Below are 17,733 nucleotides of genomic sequence, written 5' to 3' on the forward strand. Positions count from 1 at the left end.
ACGCGCGGCCCGGTCACCCACGGTGGCCGGGCCGTCGCCCTCTCGGCACCCGCGGGGTCGCGCACGCAGAAGGCCCGGTCACCGTGGTGACCGGGCCTTCTGCTCTGTACCCCCGACCGGATTCGAACCGGCGCTACCGCCGTGAGAGGGCGGCGTGCTAGGCCGCTACACAACGGGGGCCTATACGCTGCGAGACCCGAGGGCCTCGCTTGCGAGTGAACACTCTACCCGATCCTCCGAGGAGGTCGGACCAGCGGTGCTCGCGCTGGGGTACCAGGACTCGAACCTAGACTAACTGAACCAGAATCAGTCGTGCTGCCAATTACACCATACCCCATGGGGGTATAACGCCCGGAGCTCGGGAGCCGCCTGGCGGGGCGGACACACGTGCATCCGGACGTCGTACCGGCGGTGAACACTACCTGAGCGTCGGGGCCGGGTCCAACTGGCTCCCCCCTGGACTGCCGTTCGTGACGAAGGCCACGGAGCGCCGCACTCAGCGGGGGATGTTCGCGAGCTCCGAGGCGTCGTACCAGAGCAGGTCACGCTCGTCGAGGCGGTCGACGGCCGCCTCGTCCCCTCCGGCGGCCAGCACGACGTCGGGAGCCGCGCCGGGCTCGTCGACGTGCACGCAGATGACGTCAGCCTGCGCCACGGGGCTCACCAGCTCGATCGCGCTGGGCACGTCCTCGTCGTCGGTCACGGGCTCGACCGCGGCGTCCGGGACGTCGACCGAGACGACCAGCCGCAGCTGCGGGGCGTCGGGGTGCGTCGCCAGGTGCTCGAGCGAGTCGTCCGCGGCCGCGAGCTGCGCCGCGAACTCGAGGCCCTCGTCGTCCTCGTCGGGGAACAGGGCACGCAGCGCGGCCGTCACGGCGTGCGCGCGGCGCGCCGTGAGGACACCCGCTGCGGGGTCGAGCTGGTCGAGCGAGGCCGGGAGGTAGATGCGCACCCCGCCAGTGTGCCGTGCGGCGGGCGCACCCGGGCGGTCAGGCGCGCGCGGCGGCGACCGGCTCGACCGCGGACGCGCCGACCAGCACGGCATCGACCCGGGCCGCCACGCCCGCCAGCGCCCGCCGGACGGGCGAACCCGGCGCGGCCTCGCGCAGCGTCTGCGCCTCGAGCAGCGCGGTGTCCACGGCCGCCCGGTCGTCGGGCACGAGGTGCGCGTCCGTGACGCCCGCGTACCGCGCCAGCGCCTGCCCGACGGCGTCCCCAGGGTGCGGGCCGGCCACGGAGGCCCGGACCCGATTGACCACGACCACCCGCGTGGCGCCGAGTCCGAGGTCGGTCAGCTCACCGAGGCCGCGGACCAGCCGCTGGATGCCCACCGGGTCGCCGGCACCGACCACGAGGACGACGTCCGCCGCCTCGAGCGCGCTGAGCGTGGCCGCGTTGCGGCGCGGCGCCCGGGTGTCGTAGCTGAGCACCTCGTCCTGCTCGAGGCAGAAGCCGCAGTCGACCACCGTCCACTCCGCCAGCCCGCGGGCCACCGACCAGACGGCGTCGAGCGACGACGACGGGAGCTCCGGCCAGCGGTCGGCCCGCGAGATGCCGGAGAGCACCCGCAGGTCGGGCGCGATCGACGGGGTCAACCGGGCGAGGGTCATCAGGTCGAGCGTGCCCTGCCCGGCGGCGCGGGCCGCGGCCGCCAGGCCTGGCGCCTCGTCCAGCATGCCCACCACCTGCGCGACGCACCCGCCGTAGGTGTCCGCGTCTACGAGCAGCGTGCGGCGCCCGGCGGCGGCGAGCTCGGCAGCCACGTTCACCGCGACGGTCGTCCGGCCCGGCGCACCCGTGGGACCCCAGACCGCGACGACGAGGCCCCGGCTCGGGCGCCGGATCTCCTCGGGCCGCACGGCGTCCGGCACCTCGTCGTCGCGGGCGTCGAGGATCGCGAGGGCGTCCCGGACCAGGGAGCCGGCCGCGGGCTCGTCCTGCGGGGCGACCGCCACGAGGTCCGCACCCAGCGCGGCGAGCCTCTCCCCGACCCAAGGACGTGCGGCGTCGCCGATGCCGACCACGCGGACGCCCGCGCGGTGCAGGAGGTCGATCGCCTCGCGGTCCAGCAAGTCAAGGTCGCCCGAGACCACGGCGAGCCGTCCGAGGCCCGCCTCGGCGGCGGCGAGCAGCTCGGTGAGGTCGGCGCACCGGCGGGTGACGCTCAGGCGGCCGCCGGTCTGCTCCACGGCCTGGACGATGATCGACTCCGCCGAGCCCTGCACCGCGCACAGCACCCCGACCGTCACGTCAGCCAACCGTCCCGGGGACCGGCACCACGTCGACCGCGCCGTCCGCCGCGAGGGCGGTCAGGATGCTGGGCAGCACGTCCGTCGGCACCAGCACCTGGACCGAGCTGCCGCCGGACGCACGGAACGCCCCCGACGGCGTCGTGACCTCCGCGACCGTGAGACCGCCCGCCAGCTGCCGGGGCTCCCCCGGCGACGCGTCGTCGTCGGGGGCCGGCGGGGTGAACCAGACGTCGACGAGGGCGCCGGGTGCGACGTCGCGGGACGGCGCGCGCGTGAGGGTGATCGACACCGGCCGCAGGTCGAGGTCGGCGGCCGAGCCGACCGCGGAGGCCGGCACCAGCTCGCCGCGACCGACGGCCCGCACGACGACGCCGTCCGTGGCGAGCGCCTCGTCGGCCCGTAGGTAGTGGTCCAGGTTGACCGTCCCGAGACGGACGTCGACCACCGAGAGATCGTCGACCGCGACCCGGTCCCCCGGCACGAGAGCCGCGCGGGTCACGTAGACCGGGACCGTGGCCTGCGCCGTTCGCACCGCCCACGAGCCCAGCAGCACCGACGCCGCCACCATCGCGATCCCGGCCAGCAGGCGCGGGTCACGCCAGCCCGGGCGGCGCAGTCGCGCGGCCACCGGCGCGGGCAGATCGATCACGCTCGTGTCCATCGACTCTCCTGGTTCGTCGCGCTCCTGGGCCGCCATCCTGCCGTGTGCGGCACGCCGCGGAGGGAGCATTGTGGACAAACCGGTCCGGGCGCCAGCGCGTGCCACACTGCGGTCATGCCGTCGAGGTTCCTCACGCTCGCTGACGTCACCGAGGTGCTCAACATCTCCGCCCCGCAGGCCTACGCGCTCGTCCGCTCCGGCGAGCTGCCGGCCATCCAGATCGGCGGGCGTCTGCAGTGGCGCGTCGAGTCCACCGAGCTGGAGAAGTACATCCAGCGGATGTACGAGCAGACGCGCGCCCGCATCACCAGCGACGGCGGCGCGCACGAGGAGCCGGTCTCGGACTGAGGCGCCTCAGCCGCCCGACCGGACCACCCTGAGCGCGGCGAACGGGACCGCCCATGCGGCACGACCGGAACGGCCCTCGTCCGCGAGGTCGAGATGGTCCGCTCCCACCCGCTCGATGCGGCCCGACAGCTCGCCGCCCCCGGCGTCGAGGCGGACGACCGCACGATCCCGCGCCAGCGCGCGCAGCGCGTGCCCGAGACCCAGCCGCGCCTCGACCACGCCGGGGGCAGGGGCGGCGTGCGCGACGAGCCCGTCGACGGCGACGACCGCGCTCATCGGCACGAGGGCCCGGCGCGCGGGCGAGTCGGCCAGCAGGAGCCACTCCGGCGCCGCATCGACGAGCTCGCCCTCCACCGCGTCGGCGCTGCCCACGAGCACGTGCAACCGGCAGCCGACCGACGAGCGCGCCCGCGCGGCGAGCCCGACCGACGCACGCTCGGCACGCGCGAGCTCCGCGACGTCCGCCCGCACGCCGGCCAGCTGGCCCGCCGCCAGCTGGGCCTCCATGTCCGCGAAGAGCGACTCCCACCGCATGAGAGCACCGTAGGGGGTCGCTCACGCGCACGGCGCCTGCCGCTCCTGGGAGCCTGGACCGCCCGCGCCGGGCGTCGGCGTCAGACCGTCGGCGGCACCTGCTCCCCGGGGAACAGCGCACGGTGCAGCTTGGCGTACTGCCGCTTGCCCACCGTCTTGTACAGCACGCGGACGAAGGCGGGCGCCTCGCCGAAGAACCGGGCGCGCTCGGCAGGCTCGAGGTTGGCCAGCAGGATGCCGAACTGCGGCATGAGTCGCGACTTCGGGATGGCGTCCATGGTGTGCTCGCCGAGACTCTCCCACTCCTGCTTCGTGAGCACCCGCTCGGCGACCGGGATGACCTCGACGACCTCCCGCCGCAGGTGGACCTTGAGCACGGCGAACATGCGCTCGTAGGCGTCGGCGAGACGGTCACGATCCGTGGGATCCGCCGTCCCGCGCCACTGCGCCAGCAGCGGCCCGGCCTCGTCGAGGAGCTGCTGCACCTGGGCGTGGTGCGCACGCATCTGCCCGACGTGCAGGGCGCAGGCGGGCGCGCGCTGCTCGAGCTTGTCCCACAGCAGCTGGTCCTCGCTGTGGTGGTGCTCGTGCAGCGTCGCGTCGATGTCGGCGAGCCACCCGCCGACGAGCTCGCTGCGGGCGGTGTCGCCGGCCGCGACTCCCCGGACCAGGCCGGGAGCCTTCCCGTAGGACCAGAGGAACGCGTTGTGCACCACGCGCATGTCCTGGCCGTTGCACAGCTGCGGACCCTCAGGCACCGGCGGGGCGATCTCCCCGGGCTCGGCGACGTAGAACTCGACCACGGTTCCTCCTGCAGCACTGGAGAAGAGGCAGTGGGCTGTCACGCACTCGCGCGAGACGAGAGTACCGACGGCTACGGGTGCGACAAAAGTGGCAAAACGCCCGGATCGCTGCGGGGTGCGGCTGCACCCCCCACGAGTTAGCCAGCTCACCAGCGTCTGACCGGGCGCACCCGCGACCCAGACCCTTCGCCCGGGCCACCCACGTGTTCTCTCGACTCGACGCTCTGCGCCCAGGCAGCAGATTCCGAGGCGCGCGACGCCGAGCCGATGCACCTCCACGCACAGGTCGCGGACATGGCTGGACACGCCATCGGACATTCAGGTACATCTATGACACTCAAGGATCATCAAACTGCATCAAACAACATGATTCGAGGTCTTCATGGCGATCAACAGCAGGAACGGTGGCCGCCCACGCGCGGGCGGGGCGCTCGGTGCGCTGCTGGTGGGAGCAGGGGTGTCGGCCACCCTGGCGGCGGCGTCGGTCGCCCGGCTCTCGGCCGCGATGACCGCGCACGCCGGCGCGTGGCGCGTGGACGCGGTCGTCGAGGTGGGCGTCTGCGCCGCGGGCGCCCTCGTGGCCTCGTGGCTCGCCGCCTGCGCGCTCCTCACCGCGGTGTGCGTCCTCGCCCGGGTGGCCGGCGCGAGCTGGCGGGCGGGCGAACGGCTGGTGCACCGGTACGCACCGGCGATCGTGCGCAAGGCGCTCGTCGTCGCGGTCGGCGCGAGCGTGGGGCTGGGCATGGCGACCGGGGCGTCCGCGGCCACCCCCGCGCCGGCGCCGTCGCCCTCCGCCTCGGTCGCGACCGCGGCGGACGATCTCGGCTGGGTCGTCACCACCCCGCCGGCCGGCTCGGCGCGAGAAAGCGCTGCGCCCGAGCCGTCGGCGTCGGCGATCGTGCAGGACGACCCGGACGTCGAGCAGGCGAGCACCGCGGCGCCGGCGCCAGTCCCGGTGCCGGTGCCGGTGCCGGTGCCGGTGCCGACGAGCACACCCGCCCCTCCCTCGGCCGACGCCGGCCCTGCGAACGGCTCTACGGTCGCAGTTGCGGACGGGGACAGTCTCTGGGCCATCGCGGCCCGGCACCTGCCACCGGGCGCCAGCGACGCGCAGATCGCCGCCGCGTGGCCGCAGTGGTACCACGCGAACGCCGCGACCATCGGCGCGGACCCCGACGTCATCCACCCCGGGCAGGTGCTGGTCGTCCCCGCGACCGTCGCCGGAGCGTCGTCGTGAACGCGCTCGTGCTCGCCCGCCCGGGCACGGGCACGGCCACCGAGGAGGCGTTCGCTCGCGTCCGCGCGGCGCAGCACGGGGACGGCACCGCGCGGCAGCGCCGGCCGCAGGCGCGGCTGGTGCCGGCTCTGCCGCGCCCCGCGGTCGAGGAGGCGGCCGGGCCCGCGCAGGCAGTGCCGCTGACCGCGTCGGCACGCATAGCCGTCCTGCGGGCGAGCGACCGGTCGCCCATGGCCGAGGTCGACGACGACGAGCCCGGACCGCTGCCCGACGGCGACCCGGCCGTGGTCGCTCGCACGATCGCGCTCGCCGCGCTCGAGGTCCTGACCGGTCGGCGGTCCGCCGCCCAGCTCGCCCGCTGGCTGACACCCGGCGTGCTCGACTCGCTCCAGGTGCGAGCCGGGCTCACGCAGCGGGTGCTCGGCGGCGGCGTCGGGACCGGACGACCGCCGGTGATCCGCCGTGCCCGCGCCTGCCGGGTCGGGCCGCTCGTGCTCGAGGCGAGCGTCGTGGCCGACGACGGCACGCGGGTCCGGGCCGTGGCGGTCCGGCTGGAGGCACACCGGGGGGCGTGGCGGGCCACCGCGCTCGAGATCGGCTGACGCACGACGCACGAATGCCCACCCGGTCCAGCCCGACGAAGAACCGCCCTCTCAACTCCCCGGAAACGACCACGGTCGCTACAACTCCTCAGACGAGGTGTTGCAGCGACCGTGTAACCCGCCGATCGGGGCGGGCCGTCGTCCAGGTCAGCGCTTGCGCTGCTGCTTGGCTGCCTTGCGGCGGGCCTCACGGTTGGCCGTGCCGTCCTCGCCAGACGTGGCGGCTGGCCGGGCGCCCGCGTTCTTGCCGCCCGCGTCCCCGCGCGTGACCACACCGCCGTCGCCGTCGACCGACGGGGCCGAGTACTGCAGCGGAGCGCGCTCCGTGGGCCCGTCGATGCCCTTGGCCACGAGCTTGCCCGCCGTAGGGCCGTCGGAGACCGACCGCTTGAGCGCCGCCTGCGCGCCCGCGCTCGCCGCGGCCTGGACCGCCGAGTCCGCCGTGACCGCGGGAGCCGCGGGGGCCTCGGGCTCGGCGACCTGGACTTCCAGGTTGTAGAGGAAGCCGACCGTCTCCTCCTTGATGGCGTCGGTCATCGCGTTGAACAGCTGGTAGCCCTCGCGCTGGTACTCGACCAACGGGTCGCGCTGGGCCATCGCCCGCAGACCGATGCCCTCCTTGAGGTAGTCCATCTCGTAGAGGTGCTCGCGCCACTTGCGGTCGAGGACCGAGAGCGTCACGCGCCGCTCGAGCTGGCGCATGTTCTCCGAGCCGATCTGCTCCTCGCGCTCGGCGTACGCGTGCGCGGCGTCGGAGAGGATCTCGCGCTCGATGAGCTCGGCCGACAGGCGCGTCGCGCCGCCGGCCTGCTCGACGACCTCCTCGGGAGTGATCGAGACCGGGTACACGGCCTTGAGCGCGGTCCACAGCGCGTCGAGGTCCCAGTCCTCCGGCCGACCCTCGGCCGCCGCGCCCGTGATGTAGGCGGACAGCACGTCGGTACGGAAGTGCTGGACCTGCTCGTGCAGGTCCTCGCCCTCGAGGACCCGGCGGCGCTGCTCGTAGATCACGACGCGCTGGCGCGACATGACGTCGTCGTACTTGAGCACGTTCTTGCGGATCTCGAAGTTGCGCGCCTCGACCTGCGACTGCGCCGACTGGATGCCGCGTGTGACGATCTTCGACTCGAGTGGCATGTCCTCCGGGAAGCCGGCGCGCGTCATCATCGACTCGGCGAGGCCCGAGTTGAACAGGCGCATCAGGTCGTCCTGCATCGACAGGTAGAACCGGGACTCGCCCGGGTCGCCCTGGCGGCCGGAACGACCACGCAGCTGGTTGTCGATGCGGCGCGACTCGTGCCGCTCGGTGCCCAGCACGTACAGCCCGCCCAGCTCGACCACCTCGTCGTGCTCGGCGGCCACCGACTCCTTGGCCTTCTCGAGCGCGAGCGGCCATGCAGCCTCGTACTCCTCCGCGTTCTCCGCGGGGTCCAGGCCACGGGCGGACAGGTCCTCGACGGCCATGAACTCGGCGTTGCCGCCCAGCATGATGTCGGTGCCTCGACCGGCCATGTTCGTCGCGACCGTCACGGCACCCTTGCGGCCGGCCTGCGCCACGATCGACGCCTCACGCGCGTGCTGCTTGGCGTTGAGCACCTCGTGCGGCACGCCCTGCTTCTTCAGCTTGGAGGAGAGCAGCTCGCTCTTCTCGACGCTCGTGGTGCCCACCAGGACCGGCTGGCCCTGCGCGTGCCGCTCGACGATGTCCGCGACGACGGCGTCGAACTTGCCGTCCTCGCTCTTGTAGACGAAGTCGCGCTGGTCGATGCGCTGCATCGTGCGGTTGGTCGGGATGGGGACGACACCCAGGTTGTACGTGCCCTGGAACTCGGCGGCCTCGGTCTCGGCCGTACCGGTCATGCCCGCGAGCTTGCCGTAGAGGCGGAAGTAGTTCTGCAGCGTGATCGTGGCGAGCGTCTGGTTCTCCGCCTTGATGGCGACGCCCTCCTTCGCCTCGATCGCCTGGTGCATGCCCTCGTTGTAGCGGCGGCCCGGCAGGATGCGGCCGGTGTGCTCGTCGACGATCAGCACCTCGCCGTTCATCACGACGTAGTCCTTGTCGCGCTTGAACAGCTCCTGCGCCTTGATGGCGTTGTTGAGGAACCCGATCAGCGGCGTGTTGAGGGACTCGTAGAGGTTGTCGATGCCGAGGTAGTCCTCGACCCGCTCGATGCCGGGCTCCAGGACGCCCACCGTGCGCTTCTTCTCGTCGACCTCGTAGTCGCGCTCGGCCTGCAGGCGGCGGACCACCTTGGCGAACTCCGCGTACCAGCGGTTGGTGTCGCCCGACGCCGGCCCGGAGATGATCAGCGGCGTGCGGGCCTCGTCGATCAGGATCGAGTCCACCTCGTCGACGATGGCGAAGTTGTGGCCGCGCTGCACCAGCTCGTCGGTGCTCCACGCCATGTTGTCGCGCAGGTAGTCGAAGCCGAACTCGTTGTTGGTGCCGTAGGTGATGTCGCACGCGTACTGCTTGCGGCGCTCGGACGGCTCCTGCCGCGACAGGATCACGCCGCTGGTCAGGCCGAGGAAGCGGTAGACGCGGCCCATCAGCTCGGCCTGGTAGCTGGCCAGGTAGTCGTTGACCGTGACGACGTGGACACCCTTGCCGCTCAGCGCGTTGAGGTACGCCGGCGCCGTCGCGACGAGCGTCTTGCCCTCACCGGTCTTCATCTCGGCGATGTTGCCGAGGTGCAGGGCGGCGCCGCCCATGAGCTGCACGTCGAAGTGCCGCTGCCCGAGGGTCCGCCGGGCGGCCTCGCGCACCGTGGCGAACGCCTCCGCGAGGATGTCGTCGAGCGTCTCGCCCTCGGCGAGGCGGGCCCGGAAGCGGTCCGTCTCCTCGCGCAGCTCGGCGTCCGACAGCGCGACGAAGCTGTCCTCCAGGGCGTTGACCTGCTGGGCGATGCCCGACAGCTTCTTGACGATCCGGCCTTCACCGAGGCGCAGGACCTTCTCGAGGATCGCTGGCACGCACTACTCCCGACGTGTTCGCACTCCGGGCGCGCGCGGCGTCGGAGCGGCTGAGGTGACCGGCCGCACGGCCGGGCCCGTCCATCGTAGGCGAGGCTGCGCGGCGCGGGCGTAGAACGACCACCGCGCCGCTCAGCAGCACCGCGCCGACCACGCCCGCGGCGCCCAGGCGCTCGCCGCGCAGGAGGACGGCACCGATCGTGGCCGTGAGCGGTTCGAGCAGCGCGAGCAGGGCCGCGGTGGTGGCCGGGACGTGCCGCAGGCCCGTGAAGTAGGCGCTGTACGCGGCCGCGGTGGGCACGACGGCCAGGTAGGCCAGGAGCACCCAGCCCTGGGCGTCGCCGGGGACGGCGAGCCCGGGACCGGCCAGAGCGGCGACCGGCAGCAGCAGGATTCCGCCGAGCGTGAACGCGGTCGCCGTGAGGGGCAGCGGGCCGAGTCCGGGCACCCTGCGGCGGTTCAGCCCGGTCATCGTCGCGAACGCCGCGGCCGCGACGAGCGCGAGCAGTGCGCCGGCCGCGGTCCCCGGCCCGGCGGCGTCCGACGGGCCGACCAGGAGCACCAGCCCCGCTAGCGCGAGGCTCAGCGCCAGCAGGGTGCGGGGCGACGGGAACCGTCGTTCGGCGACAGCGGTGCCCACGGCCACCAGCAGAGGGGCCGCGCCCAGCGCCACGAGCGTGGCCACCGCGACTCCGGCCCGTTGCACCGCGCCGAAGTAGGCGGCCTGGTAGACCGCGGCGAGCAGGGCGGTCTCGACCACTCGGAGGACAACCGGGCGAGTCCGGGCCAGGCCGCGCAGCGCACCCGCGACCGCGAGGCCCACCAGCAGCACACCCCCGCCGCCGAGCAGGCGGTACGCCGCCACGGTGAGGGGCGGGAGGCCGGCGACGTCCGCGAGCGCCGCCCMGGCGAGCCCGCCGGTGCCCCAGAGCACGCCGCCGAGGGCGACCAGGGCGAAGTCGCGCGGCCGCGTCTGGGGCGTCACGCGGCTAATCGCAGGGCGTGCGACAGGTCGACCGCGAGGTCGCCGCGCAGCAGCCCGTCGCGGTCGCCCACGACGATGTCGCCCAGGCCGAGCCACCCCGCGAGCTCGCGCAGCTCCGCCGCCAGGGGCTCGACCACGTCGGCGTCCGGCACGGTGGAGCCCAGCGCACGATGGGCCGCGTGGACGCGCAGCACACCGGCCTGCCGGTCGGCCTTCAGGTCGACGAGCGCCGGCAGCGCCTCGCCCAGCAGGAACGGCAGCACGTAGTAGCCCCAGACCCGCTGCGGCTCGGGCACGTAGATCTCGATGCGGTAGCGCAGGCCGAACAGCGCCTCGAGCCGACGGCGCTCGAACACCAGCGGGTCGAACGGGTTGAGCAGCGCCTGCCCGGTGGCCCGGCGCGGCAGGTCGGCGTCCCGGTGCCGCCACACGGTCCCCTGGTTCCAGCCGTCGACGACGACCTCGTGCAGCACCCCCTCCTCCACCAGCTCGGCGATCGCGGGCGCGACCCGGACCTCCTTGATGCGGAAGTAGTCGGCGATGCTGCGCAGCGTGCCGATGCCGTGCGCGCGGGCGCCGATCTCGGTGAGCGCGCGGATCGCGTCCGCGTCCGAGGGCTCGGGGGCGGCCAGGACCTCCGGCGGCAGGACCCGGGACGTCAGGTCGTACCGCCGCTCGAACGCGCCGTTGCGACCCGCCGACGTGATCTCCCCGGTGAAGAACAGGAACTCGAGCACGCGCTTGGCCACCGACCAGTTCCAGCCCCACTCCCCGCGCGTGGTCGGGTGATCGGCCTCGAAGTCCGCCTGCACCTCGCGGGCCGTGATCGGGCCGCGCTCGGCGATGATCGCGCGGACCTCCTCGAGGATCGGCGAGTGCTTCAGCGGCACCTCGGCAATCGCGCCCCACGCCTGGTTCTGGTAGTCGCGCTGCCGGAAGCCGAGCAGCCGGTACGTCTCGGGCGGCACGAACGAGGCCATGTGCGCCCACGTCTCCACCAGCCGTCGCGGGGACCGGCCGGACGCGCGGTCCAGCAGCGCCGGGTCGTAGGCGCCGATCCGGGAGAACGTCGGCATGAGGTGCGCGCGGGCCAGCACGTTGACCGAGTCGATCTGCAGCACACCCAGCCGGTCCACGACCTGCTGGAACTGACGCATCGTGGGCTCGGCCGCGCGTTCCGGGCGGGAGCGGTCGAGGCCCTGCGCGCGCAGCGTGATGCGGCGGGCCTGGGAGAGGGTGAGGCGCTCGGGCAGCACACGCCCATCCTGCCGTGCACCACCGACACGACGACGCCCGCCCGGTCGCGGGGACCGGACGGGCGTCGTGGCACCGGCGTCGTCAGCCTCCGACGGCGGCCGCGACGGCGACGGGCGTGTCGAGCTTGATGATCCCGTAGCTCCAGCCGCGACGGCGGTACGCGACCGACGGCTGCGCGGTCTCGGCGTCGATGAACAGGAAGAAGTCGTGCCCGACGAGCTCCATCTCGTAGAGCGCGTCGTCCACCGTCATCGGCTGGGCCTGGTGGACCTTCTCGCGGATGATCACGGGCGAGTCGCCGAGTGTCGTCTCGGTGGCGGCGTCGGGGTCGACCGGTGCGGGCACCTCGGGCTCGGGCTCGGGTGGCCGGACGTCGACGGGGGCGATCGGAGTGTGGTTGCGGTGGTCCTTGCGCCGGTCACGCGTGCGACGCAGTCGCTCGAGAAGCTTCCCGAGCGCCAGGTCCAGCGCCGCGTACCGGTCGTCTGCGCACGCCTCGGCACGGATCACGGGTCCTCGGTCGACGACCGTGAGCTCGACGCGCTCACTGCTGCCCGCCTGACGGGGGTTGGTCTCGTGCGACACGACGACATCGATCCGCTGCGCGCGGGGGGCCAGCTGCTCGACTTTCGCGAGCTTCTGCTCGACGTGCGTCCGGTACTTCGGAAGCACCTCGGTGTGCCGGCCGGCAACCACGATCTCCATGTGAGCCTCCTGCGAGGTCAGGGGCGGGCCGTACCCGCCCAGGTGACAAGCGATGGGCTGCCCCAGGGGGCAGTCGGGCGGCGTCACCTCCTCCCGCGGCCCGCCGGACGACCCCGCCGGGGTCGGCTCCTCTCGGCGCCGTGGCTCAGGCCCCCACGCTAACCCCGTGGGTGTCGACGAACCACCCGCACCGCGCACGGATCACCCTGTGGACACCGGTCGCCTCGGCGGCAGCCTCGGCGGGGCGGTCGGACCGGGCGTCGACGCGAGCGTGATGCCCCCGACGACGCGCGCGCCGGCCCGCTCCAGCGCCGTGCGGGAGGCCGCCAGGGTCGCGCCGGTGGTGAGGATGTCGTCGACGACGAGCGTGGCGCTCCCCCGCACGCGCGGCACGTGTACCGGGCGCACCCGGACGTGCCCGGCGAGGTTCCGGGCGCGCGCCCGAGCGCCCAGGCCGACCTGGTCCCGACCGCCCGCCCGGGCCAAGACGGGCACCGCCTCGGCCGGCACGCCGGCGTCCGAGAGCCCGCGGGCCACGGCGGTCGCGAGCGTGCCGACGAGGTCGGCACCGCGGMGGCGGCGCGACGCGGCCGTCGACGGGGCGGGCACGACGAGGAGCGGCCGTTCGTCGAGGCCGAGCCGGCCGGCGACGACCCGTGCCGCGCTCGTGGCCGCGAGCGCGAACGGACCGGTGAGGTCGATGCGGCCGCGGTCCTTCCACGCGACGATCCCGCGCCGCACGTCGMCCGTGCAGTCGGCGAGCGTCCACACCGGCAGCGCCCCGGACCCGTCCAGCCGGTCGAGCCGGGGCGCGCGGTCCTCGCACCGCCACGGCGGCCCCGCCACGCGGGCGGCGCACGCCGGGCACCAGGCGACGTCGTCGGCACCGCATCCTCCGCACTCGACGGGCAGCAGCAGTCCCAGCAGCTCACGGACGAGGGTCACGGGCCGAGGGTGCCCTCCCCGGAGCTCGATCGGCACGGGGACCGTGGACGACGGGGGGCTGTGGGCGCCTCGGTCAGCCTGGGAAGAACGGGTCGGACGCGCCGGTGACGCCGACGATCTGCGCCCACGTGGGTCCGACGAACCGACGCAGCTCGCCGTCGGTCGTCGTCACGTAGATGACGCTCCCGGCCGCGAGCGCGGCGAGCTTGGGCACGTCCGGCAGCGCCTTCGTCGGGCCGGCGACCGGCACCAGGTGCACGGCGGGGTTGCCGGTCGACCGCCCGATGACGGCGAGCGTCGACTCGTCCGCCCAGACGACCGCGCTGGCGTCCACGAGCGAGGCGCCCGCGCGTTGGGGCAGCCCCACCTGCTGCGGGGAACCGGACTCGTCGCGCGTGATCGCGGCCACGTCGACCTTCACGTCGTCGGCACCGGACGAGATGATCGCGATCCGGACCCCGTCGCGGGCCACCCGCACCGCGCGCACGGTCCGGTCGACGAGCCAGTCGGCGGTCACGTGGACCGGGTCGCCGTCGGCGGGCACCGCGACGAGACCGTCGGACGAGGCGGTCCACGCCCAGCCGAACCGGTCGACGGACGGCGCGACCAGACCGGTGCCGGTGAACAGGTCCCGAGCGGGCTCCGCACCCGTCGGCACGGTCGTCAGGGTGGTCGTCCCCGAGAGCATCACGCGGACCGACGCGTCCTCGTTCCGCGCCGGGCCGCGGGCGTCGCGACCAGCGAGCGAGGCGAGCCCCGGCACGGGTGCGACCTCGCCGTCCACGAGCGCGGCGATCTTGTCGTCCTGGACGAGCTCGACGTTGCTCGGGGGCTGGTTCCCGCGCTGGAGCGTCTTGGCGCCCGGCTCGAGGATGACGCCGCCCGCGTCGACCTGGACGGAGCCGATGCCCTTGACCGGCAGCAGGCTCGCGTCGATCTGCTGGAGCAGGAGGTCCCGGTCCGCGCGGGTGACCGCGAGCGCCGGGGCGAGGCTCACGTGGGCCACGCCGTCCTCGCCGATGGTGACCGACTGCGGGTTGAGCTCGACGCCGTCCGGCACCGCGGTGTCGACCGCGTCCTGCAGCCACGGGGACGGGCCGGCGAGCAGCTCGGTCATGATCGAGGTCGGCAGGTTCTTCCAGGGGAACCAGCGCGACTCGGGGACGAGGAACACGTGGTCGGGTGACAGGAAGTACAGGGAGGCCGGCCGGTAGCTGCGGGCGAAGTCCTCCTGCTGCAGGATCAGGCCGTCGGGAGGCTTGGAGATGCGCCACTGGTCGGCGTCGTCCTGGACCATCTCGAACGTGAACGACTCGCCGCCCTCCGGCGCCGCCTCCGCGTAGCGCCCGCCCTCGTCCACGCGTGCCTTCACGGGGACGTCGATGGTGACCTCGGTCTCGACGGTGGACGGCTCGTACTGCCACGGGCCCGCGACGGCGACGCTCGCCAGCGGCTGCCAGGTGGTCTTGGCCTCGCCCGCCAGGTACTCCCGCGCGGTCACGAAGCTGTCGCTGAATCCGGCGGCACCGGCCGCGAGGAAGCCGTCGACGATCTCCGTCGGGGTGTCGCCCGGCTGCGGCCCTTCGGCCAGCACGTCGATGTCCGACGGCTCGGTGACCTCGGCATCGCCCTCCTGCACGGGTCCCGAGGTCGGGATCGCCGTGCACGCCGCCAGCACGGCCACCGTGAGGGCGCCGAGGGTTGCCCGACGGAGCCGGCGCGCGCTCATCGGACCTCCTGCCGGTCGGCCGTGTCGAGCTCGTCGGCCACCATGTCGGGCAGCGCCGCGGGGTCGGTGTGCGGACGCACCACGGGGATGCGCAGCGCGCCGGTGATCGGCGACTCGTCCGGCGCGAGCGGCAGCGGCGACCCGCTGAGCCGGATGCCCGCCCGTCGCGGCAGCGTGAGCCGGAAGCTCGCGCCACGGCCCGGCCTGCCCCACGCCTCGAGCCAGCCGCCGTGCAGGTGCGCGTCCTCCAGCGAGATCGCCAGGCCGAGCCCCGTCCCGCCGGTCGTGCGGGCACGCGCCGGGTCGGCGCGCCAGAAGCGGTCGAACACGTGGACCGCCTCGTCGGGCGTCATGCCGACGCCGCGGTCGCGGACGGTGACGGCCACGGAGTGCGCGTCAGCCCCGACCGTCACCTCAACCGTGCTGCCCTCCGCGTGCTCGACGGCGTTCACCAGGAGGTTGCGCAGGATGCGCTCGACCCGGCGGGGGTCGATGTCCGCGACGCAGCGCTCCTCCGGGACCACCACGTGAAGCCACGCGCCGCGACGGTCGGCCAGCGGCGAGGCGTGGTCGACGGCCTGGATGACGACGTCCCGCACGTCGCGGCTCTCGGCGTCGAGCACCGCCGCGCCGGCGTCGAACCGGCTGATCTCGAGCAGGTCGGCCAGCAGGTCCTCGAACCGGTCCAGCTGGGTCTGCAGGAGCTCGGCGGACCGCTTGGCGGCGGGGTCGAAGTCCTCGCGCGACGCGTGGATGACCTCGCCGGCCATGCGGATGGTCGTCAGCGGCGTGCGCAGCTCGTGCGAGACGTCGGAGACGAACCGCCGCTGGAGGGTGGACAGCTCCTCCATGCGGTGGATCTGGTCCTGGAGGCTGTCGGCCATCTCGTTGAACGAGCGCGCGAGCGTCGCCATCTCGTCCTCGCCCTTCTCGGGCATCCGTTCCGACAGGTGCCCGTCCGCCAGCCGCTCGGCCACCTCCGCGGCGCGCCGCACGGGCCGGACGGTCTGGCGTGTGACCAGCCACGTCATGCTGCCCAGCAGCACGACGAGGGCGACCGCCGCGAGGCCCAGCGTGCGCTGGAGGAAGTCGAGGCGGTCCTGCTCGGACTGCAGGCTGTAGAGGAAGAACAGCTGGTAGGTGCCGTCGACGGGGACGGTCACGTCCTGGCCGACGATGACGCCCGGCGAGATGCCGCCCGACTCCAGGGGGATCGCGACGGACTGCCAGTGCTGGCCGCCGCCGGCCGTCTCGAGACGGAGCTCGGGGCTGACGAGCGGCACGAGCTCCTGGTTCGAGGCGGCGCCCGAGACGGTGACGCTGCCGCCCTTCTGCCCGGGCGCGCGCAGCAGGAACACCTCGCGCCGGTCGGACCCGCCGGTGCGCTGCGCCAGCGCGACGTCGCGCTTCAGCCGCTGCACGTCCGTGCCCGACGTCGCCGTCGACGCATCGAGGGTGGCCTGCGCCTGCTGGGTGGACCGGGCGCTCTCCTCCAGCACCTGGTCGAGCCGCGCGTTGAACAGGCCGTCGGCCATGCGGCCGCTGACGTACGCCCCGACGAGCGTGAGAGCGACGAGCCCGATGGCCAGGGTCGAGGTGATGACGCGGACCTGCAGGGAGGAGCGCCACGCCCGAGCCCACGACCGGATCCGTCGACGCGACCGCGCCCGAACCAGCCGCCAGGTGCTGCTCACCCGCTGCATGGAGGCCTCACGTCGAGGCCACGCCCGCCTTGTAGCCGACGCCGCGGACGGTGACGACGATCTCGGGCTGCTCGGGATCGTTCTCGATCTTCGAGCGCAGACGCTGCACGTGCACGTTCACCAGCCGGGTGTCGGCGGCGTGCCGGTAGCCCCACACCTTCTCGAGCAGGACCTCGCGCGTGAACACCTGCCACGGCTTCCGGGCGAGCGCCACGAGCAGGTCGAACTCGAGCGGCGTGAGCGAGACCGGGCGCCCGGCGCGCGCCACCCGGTGGCCTGGGACGTCGATGGTCACGTCACCGATGGTCAGGTGCTCGGGGGCCGGCTCGTCGCTGCGGCGCAGCCGGGCACGCACGCGCGCCACCAGCTCCTTCGGCTTGAACGGCTTCGAGATGTAGTCGTCGGCGCCCGACTCCAGGCCGAGAACCACGTCGACCGTGTCGCTCTTGGCCGTGAGCATCACGATCGGCACGCCCGACTCGGCACGGATCTGCCGACACACCTCGTTGCCGTCCTTGCCGGGCAGCATGAGGTCGAGCAGGACGAGGTCCGGCTGCGTGGCGCGGAACACCCCGATCGCCTCGTCACCGTCCTCGCAGAACACCGGGTCGAAACCCTCCGACCGCAGCACGATGCCGATCATCTCGGCCAGCGCGGTGTCGTCGTCGACCACCAGCACGCGTCCCTTCATGGCGGCATTGTCGCACCGCGCAGCCCCCGACCTGGGCCACCTGGGTCCACGACGCGACACGGGACCCCACAGATCACCCGGACGCGCGTCGGAGGCGCCTGTCACCGTGGCACGATGATTGCTCCGCGGGGGGCAGGTTCGCAGGCCACCTCGACGATCCGCACGTCCGACGACAGCCGAGGGAGCCGCGCTCGCATGACGAGCCCGCACGACGACGTTCCACAGACGCCGACGTGGGCCGCGCCCTCCGGCAGCACGCCTCCGCCGGCGCCGCCGGTCGCGCCCGGCCAGCCGGCGCCCGTCCCGCC

At 73.9% G+C, this 17,733-nt stretch carries 16 protein-coding genes and 2 tRNA genes; 3 read left to right on the forward strand and 15 right to left on the reverse strand.

Translation table 11 applies throughout. From position 1 onward, the window contains the following. Positions 1-107: 107 nt before the first annotated feature. The 5 genes from ACXJKA_RS17015 to ACXJKA_RS17035 form a co-directional block, all read right to left on the reverse strand. Positions 108-180 (reverse strand) — tRNA-Glu (locus ACXJKA_RS17015). A gap of 85 nt (positions 181-265) precedes the next feature. Then, a tRNA-Gln gene (locus tag ACXJKA_RS17020) sits at positions 266-337 on the reverse strand. 159 nt (positions 338-496) lie between these two features. After that, the gene (locus ACXJKA_RS17025) at positions 497-952 is read right to left on the reverse strand and encodes a DUF6912 family protein (RefSeq protein ID WP_456826396.1); all 456 of its coding nucleotides are present in this window, start codon (positions 950-952) and stop codon (positions 497-499) included. 37 nt (positions 953-989) lie between these two features. Further along, complete coding sequence (locus tag ACXJKA_RS17030) at positions 990-2,249, reverse strand: AAA family ATPase (RefSeq protein WP_456826397.1); 1,260 nt, start codon at positions 2,247-2,249, stop codon at positions 990-992. Between the two features lies 1 nt (position 2,250). Then, the gene (locus ACXJKA_RS17035; protein ID WP_456826398.1) at positions 2,251-2,913 is read right to left on the reverse strand and encodes a hypothetical protein; all 663 of its coding nucleotides are present in this window, start codon (positions 2,911-2,913) and stop codon (positions 2,251-2,253) included. 114 nt (positions 2,914-3,027) lie between these two features. Between ACXJKA_RS17035 and ACXJKA_RS17040 the strand changes: the two genes are divergently transcribed. Continuing rightward, a complete protein-coding gene (locus tag ACXJKA_RS17040; protein ID WP_456826399.1) occupies positions 3,028-3,261 on the forward strand; it encodes a helix-turn-helix domain-containing protein in 234 nt (77 codons plus the stop codon). Positions 3,262-3,267: 6 nt separating this feature from the next. Here the strand turns inward: ACXJKA_RS17040 and ACXJKA_RS17045 are convergent, their stop codons facing one another. Together ACXJKA_RS17045 and ACXJKA_RS17050 are read right to left on the reverse strand one after the other, a co-directional pair. Then, entirely contained in the window at positions 3,268-3,795 is a 528-nt protein-coding gene (locus ACXJKA_RS17045; RefSeq protein WP_456826400.1) for a hypothetical protein, read from the reverse strand. Positions 3,796-3,875: 80 nt separating this feature from the next. Then, a complete protein-coding gene (locus ACXJKA_RS17050; RefSeq protein WP_456826401.1) occupies positions 3,876-4,598 on the reverse strand; it encodes a hemerythrin domain-containing protein in 723 nt (240 codons plus the stop codon). Between the two features lie 382 nt (positions 4,599-4,980). Here ACXJKA_RS17050 and ACXJKA_RS17055 point away from each other — a divergent pair, with 382 nt between their 5' ends. Both ACXJKA_RS17055 and ACXJKA_RS17060 read left to right on the forward strand, forming a co-directional pair. Then, complete coding sequence (locus tag ACXJKA_RS17055) at positions 4,981-5,835, forward strand: LysM peptidoglycan-binding domain-containing protein (RefSeq protein ID WP_456826402.1); 855 nt, start codon at positions 4,981-4,983, stop codon at positions 5,833-5,835. Then, positions 5,832-6,437 (forward strand): Rv3235 family protein, encoded by a 606-nt coding sequence (locus ACXJKA_RS17060; RefSeq protein WP_456826403.1) that lies wholly within the window; start codon positions 5,832-5,834, stop codon positions 6,435-6,437. Before ACXJKA_RS17055 ends, ACXJKA_RS17060 begins: the two co-directional genes overlap by 4 nt. 147 nt (positions 6,438-6,584) lie before the next feature. On the opposite strand, the gene secA is transcribed toward ACXJKA_RS17060, so the two are convergent. The 8 genes from secA to mtrA form a co-directional block, all read right to left on the reverse strand. Then, positions 6,585-9,410, reverse strand: a complete 2,826-nt coding sequence (secA, locus tag ACXJKA_RS17065; RefSeq protein WP_456826404.1) for a preprotein translocase subunit SecA — start codon at positions 9,408-9,410, stop codon at positions 6,585-6,587. Further along, on the reverse strand, positions 9,373-10,395 hold the full coding sequence (locus ACXJKA_RS17070) for a DMT family transporter (RefSeq protein WP_456826405.1): 1,023 nt from the start codon (positions 10,393-10,395) through the stop codon (positions 9,373-9,375). The genes secA and ACXJKA_RS17070 overlap by 38 nt, the downstream gene beginning before the upstream one ends. Beyond that, positions 10,392-11,648: a winged helix-turn-helix domain-containing protein gene (locus tag ACXJKA_RS17075; protein WP_456826413.1), complete on the reverse strand. Its 1,257-nt coding sequence runs from the start codon at positions 11,646-11,648 to the stop codon at positions 10,392-10,394. The genes ACXJKA_RS17070 and ACXJKA_RS17075 overlap by 4 nt, the downstream gene beginning before the upstream one ends. Before the next feature lie 85 nt (positions 11,649-11,733). Continuing rightward, positions 11,734-12,357 carry a ribosome hibernation-promoting factor, HPF/YfiA family gene (hpf, locus tag ACXJKA_RS17080; protein ID WP_456826406.1) on the reverse strand — a complete coding sequence of 208 codons (624 nt, stop codon included), beginning with the start codon at positions 12,355-12,357 and terminating at the stop codon, positions 11,734-11,736. A 201-nt stretch (positions 12,358-12,558) separates the two neighbouring features. Beyond that, positions 12,559-13,302, reverse strand: coding sequence for a ComF family protein (locus ACXJKA_RS17085; protein WP_456826407.1), 744 nt, complete (start codon positions 13,300-13,302; stop codon positions 12,559-12,561). Between the two features lie 73 nt (positions 13,303-13,375). Then, complete coding sequence (locus tag ACXJKA_RS17090; protein WP_456826408.1) at positions 13,376-15,031, reverse strand: LpqB family beta-propeller domain-containing protein; 1,656 nt, start codon at positions 15,029-15,031, stop codon at positions 13,376-13,378. Continuing rightward, positions 15,028-16,734 carry an MtrAB system histidine kinase MtrB gene (gene mtrB, locus ACXJKA_RS17095; protein WP_456826409.1) on the reverse strand — a complete coding sequence of 569 codons (1,707 nt, stop codon included), beginning with the start codon at positions 16,732-16,734 and terminating at the stop codon, positions 15,028-15,030. Before mtrB ends, ACXJKA_RS17090 begins: the two co-directional genes overlap by 4 nt. 7 nt (positions 16,735-16,741) lie before the next feature. Further along, the gene (mtrA, locus tag ACXJKA_RS17100; protein ID WP_055912929.1) at positions 16,742-17,425 is read right to left on the reverse strand and encodes an MtrAB system response regulator MtrA; all 684 of its coding nucleotides are present in this window, start codon (positions 17,423-17,425) and stop codon (positions 16,742-16,744) included. Positions 17,426-17,733 lie beyond the last annotated feature (308 nt).

It is taken from the genome of Cellulomonas sp. P5_E12 (assembly GCF_054049315.1).

Excerpts from the sequence above, each read along its gene's own strand:
- ACXJKA_RS17045 (WP_456826400.1), bottom strand. The coding sequence starts at position 3,795 with ATGCGGTGGGAGTCGCTCTTCGCGGACATGGAGGCCCAGCTGGCGGCG.
- ACXJKA_RS17090 (WP_456826408.1), bottom strand. The coding sequence starts at position 15,031 with ATGAGCGCGCGCCGGCTCCGTCGGGCAACCCTCGGCGCCCTCACGGTG.
- ACXJKA_RS17040 (WP_456826399.1), top strand. The coding sequence starts at position 3,028 with ATGCCGTCGAGGTTCCTCACGCTCGCTGACGTCACCGAGGTGCTCAAC.
- ACXJKA_RS17055 (WP_456826402.1), top strand. The coding sequence starts at position 4,981 with ATGGCGATCAACAGCAGGAACGGTGGCCGCCCACGCGCGGGCGGGGCG.
- mtrB (WP_456826409.1), bottom strand. The coding sequence starts at position 16,734 with ATGCAGCGGGTGAGCAGCACCTGGCGGCTGGTTCGGGCGCGGTCGCGT.
- ACXJKA_RS17035 (WP_456826398.1), bottom strand. The coding sequence starts at position 2,913 with ATGGACACGAGCGTGATCGATCTGCCCGCGCCGGTGGCCGCGCGACTG.
- hpf (WP_456826406.1), bottom strand. The coding sequence starts at position 12,357 with ATGGAGATCGTGGTTGCCGGCCGGCACACCGAGGTGCTTCCGAAGTAC.
- mtrA (WP_055912929.1), bottom strand. The coding sequence starts at position 17,425 with ATGAAGGGACGCGTGCTGGTGGTCGACGACGACACCGCGCTGGCCGAG.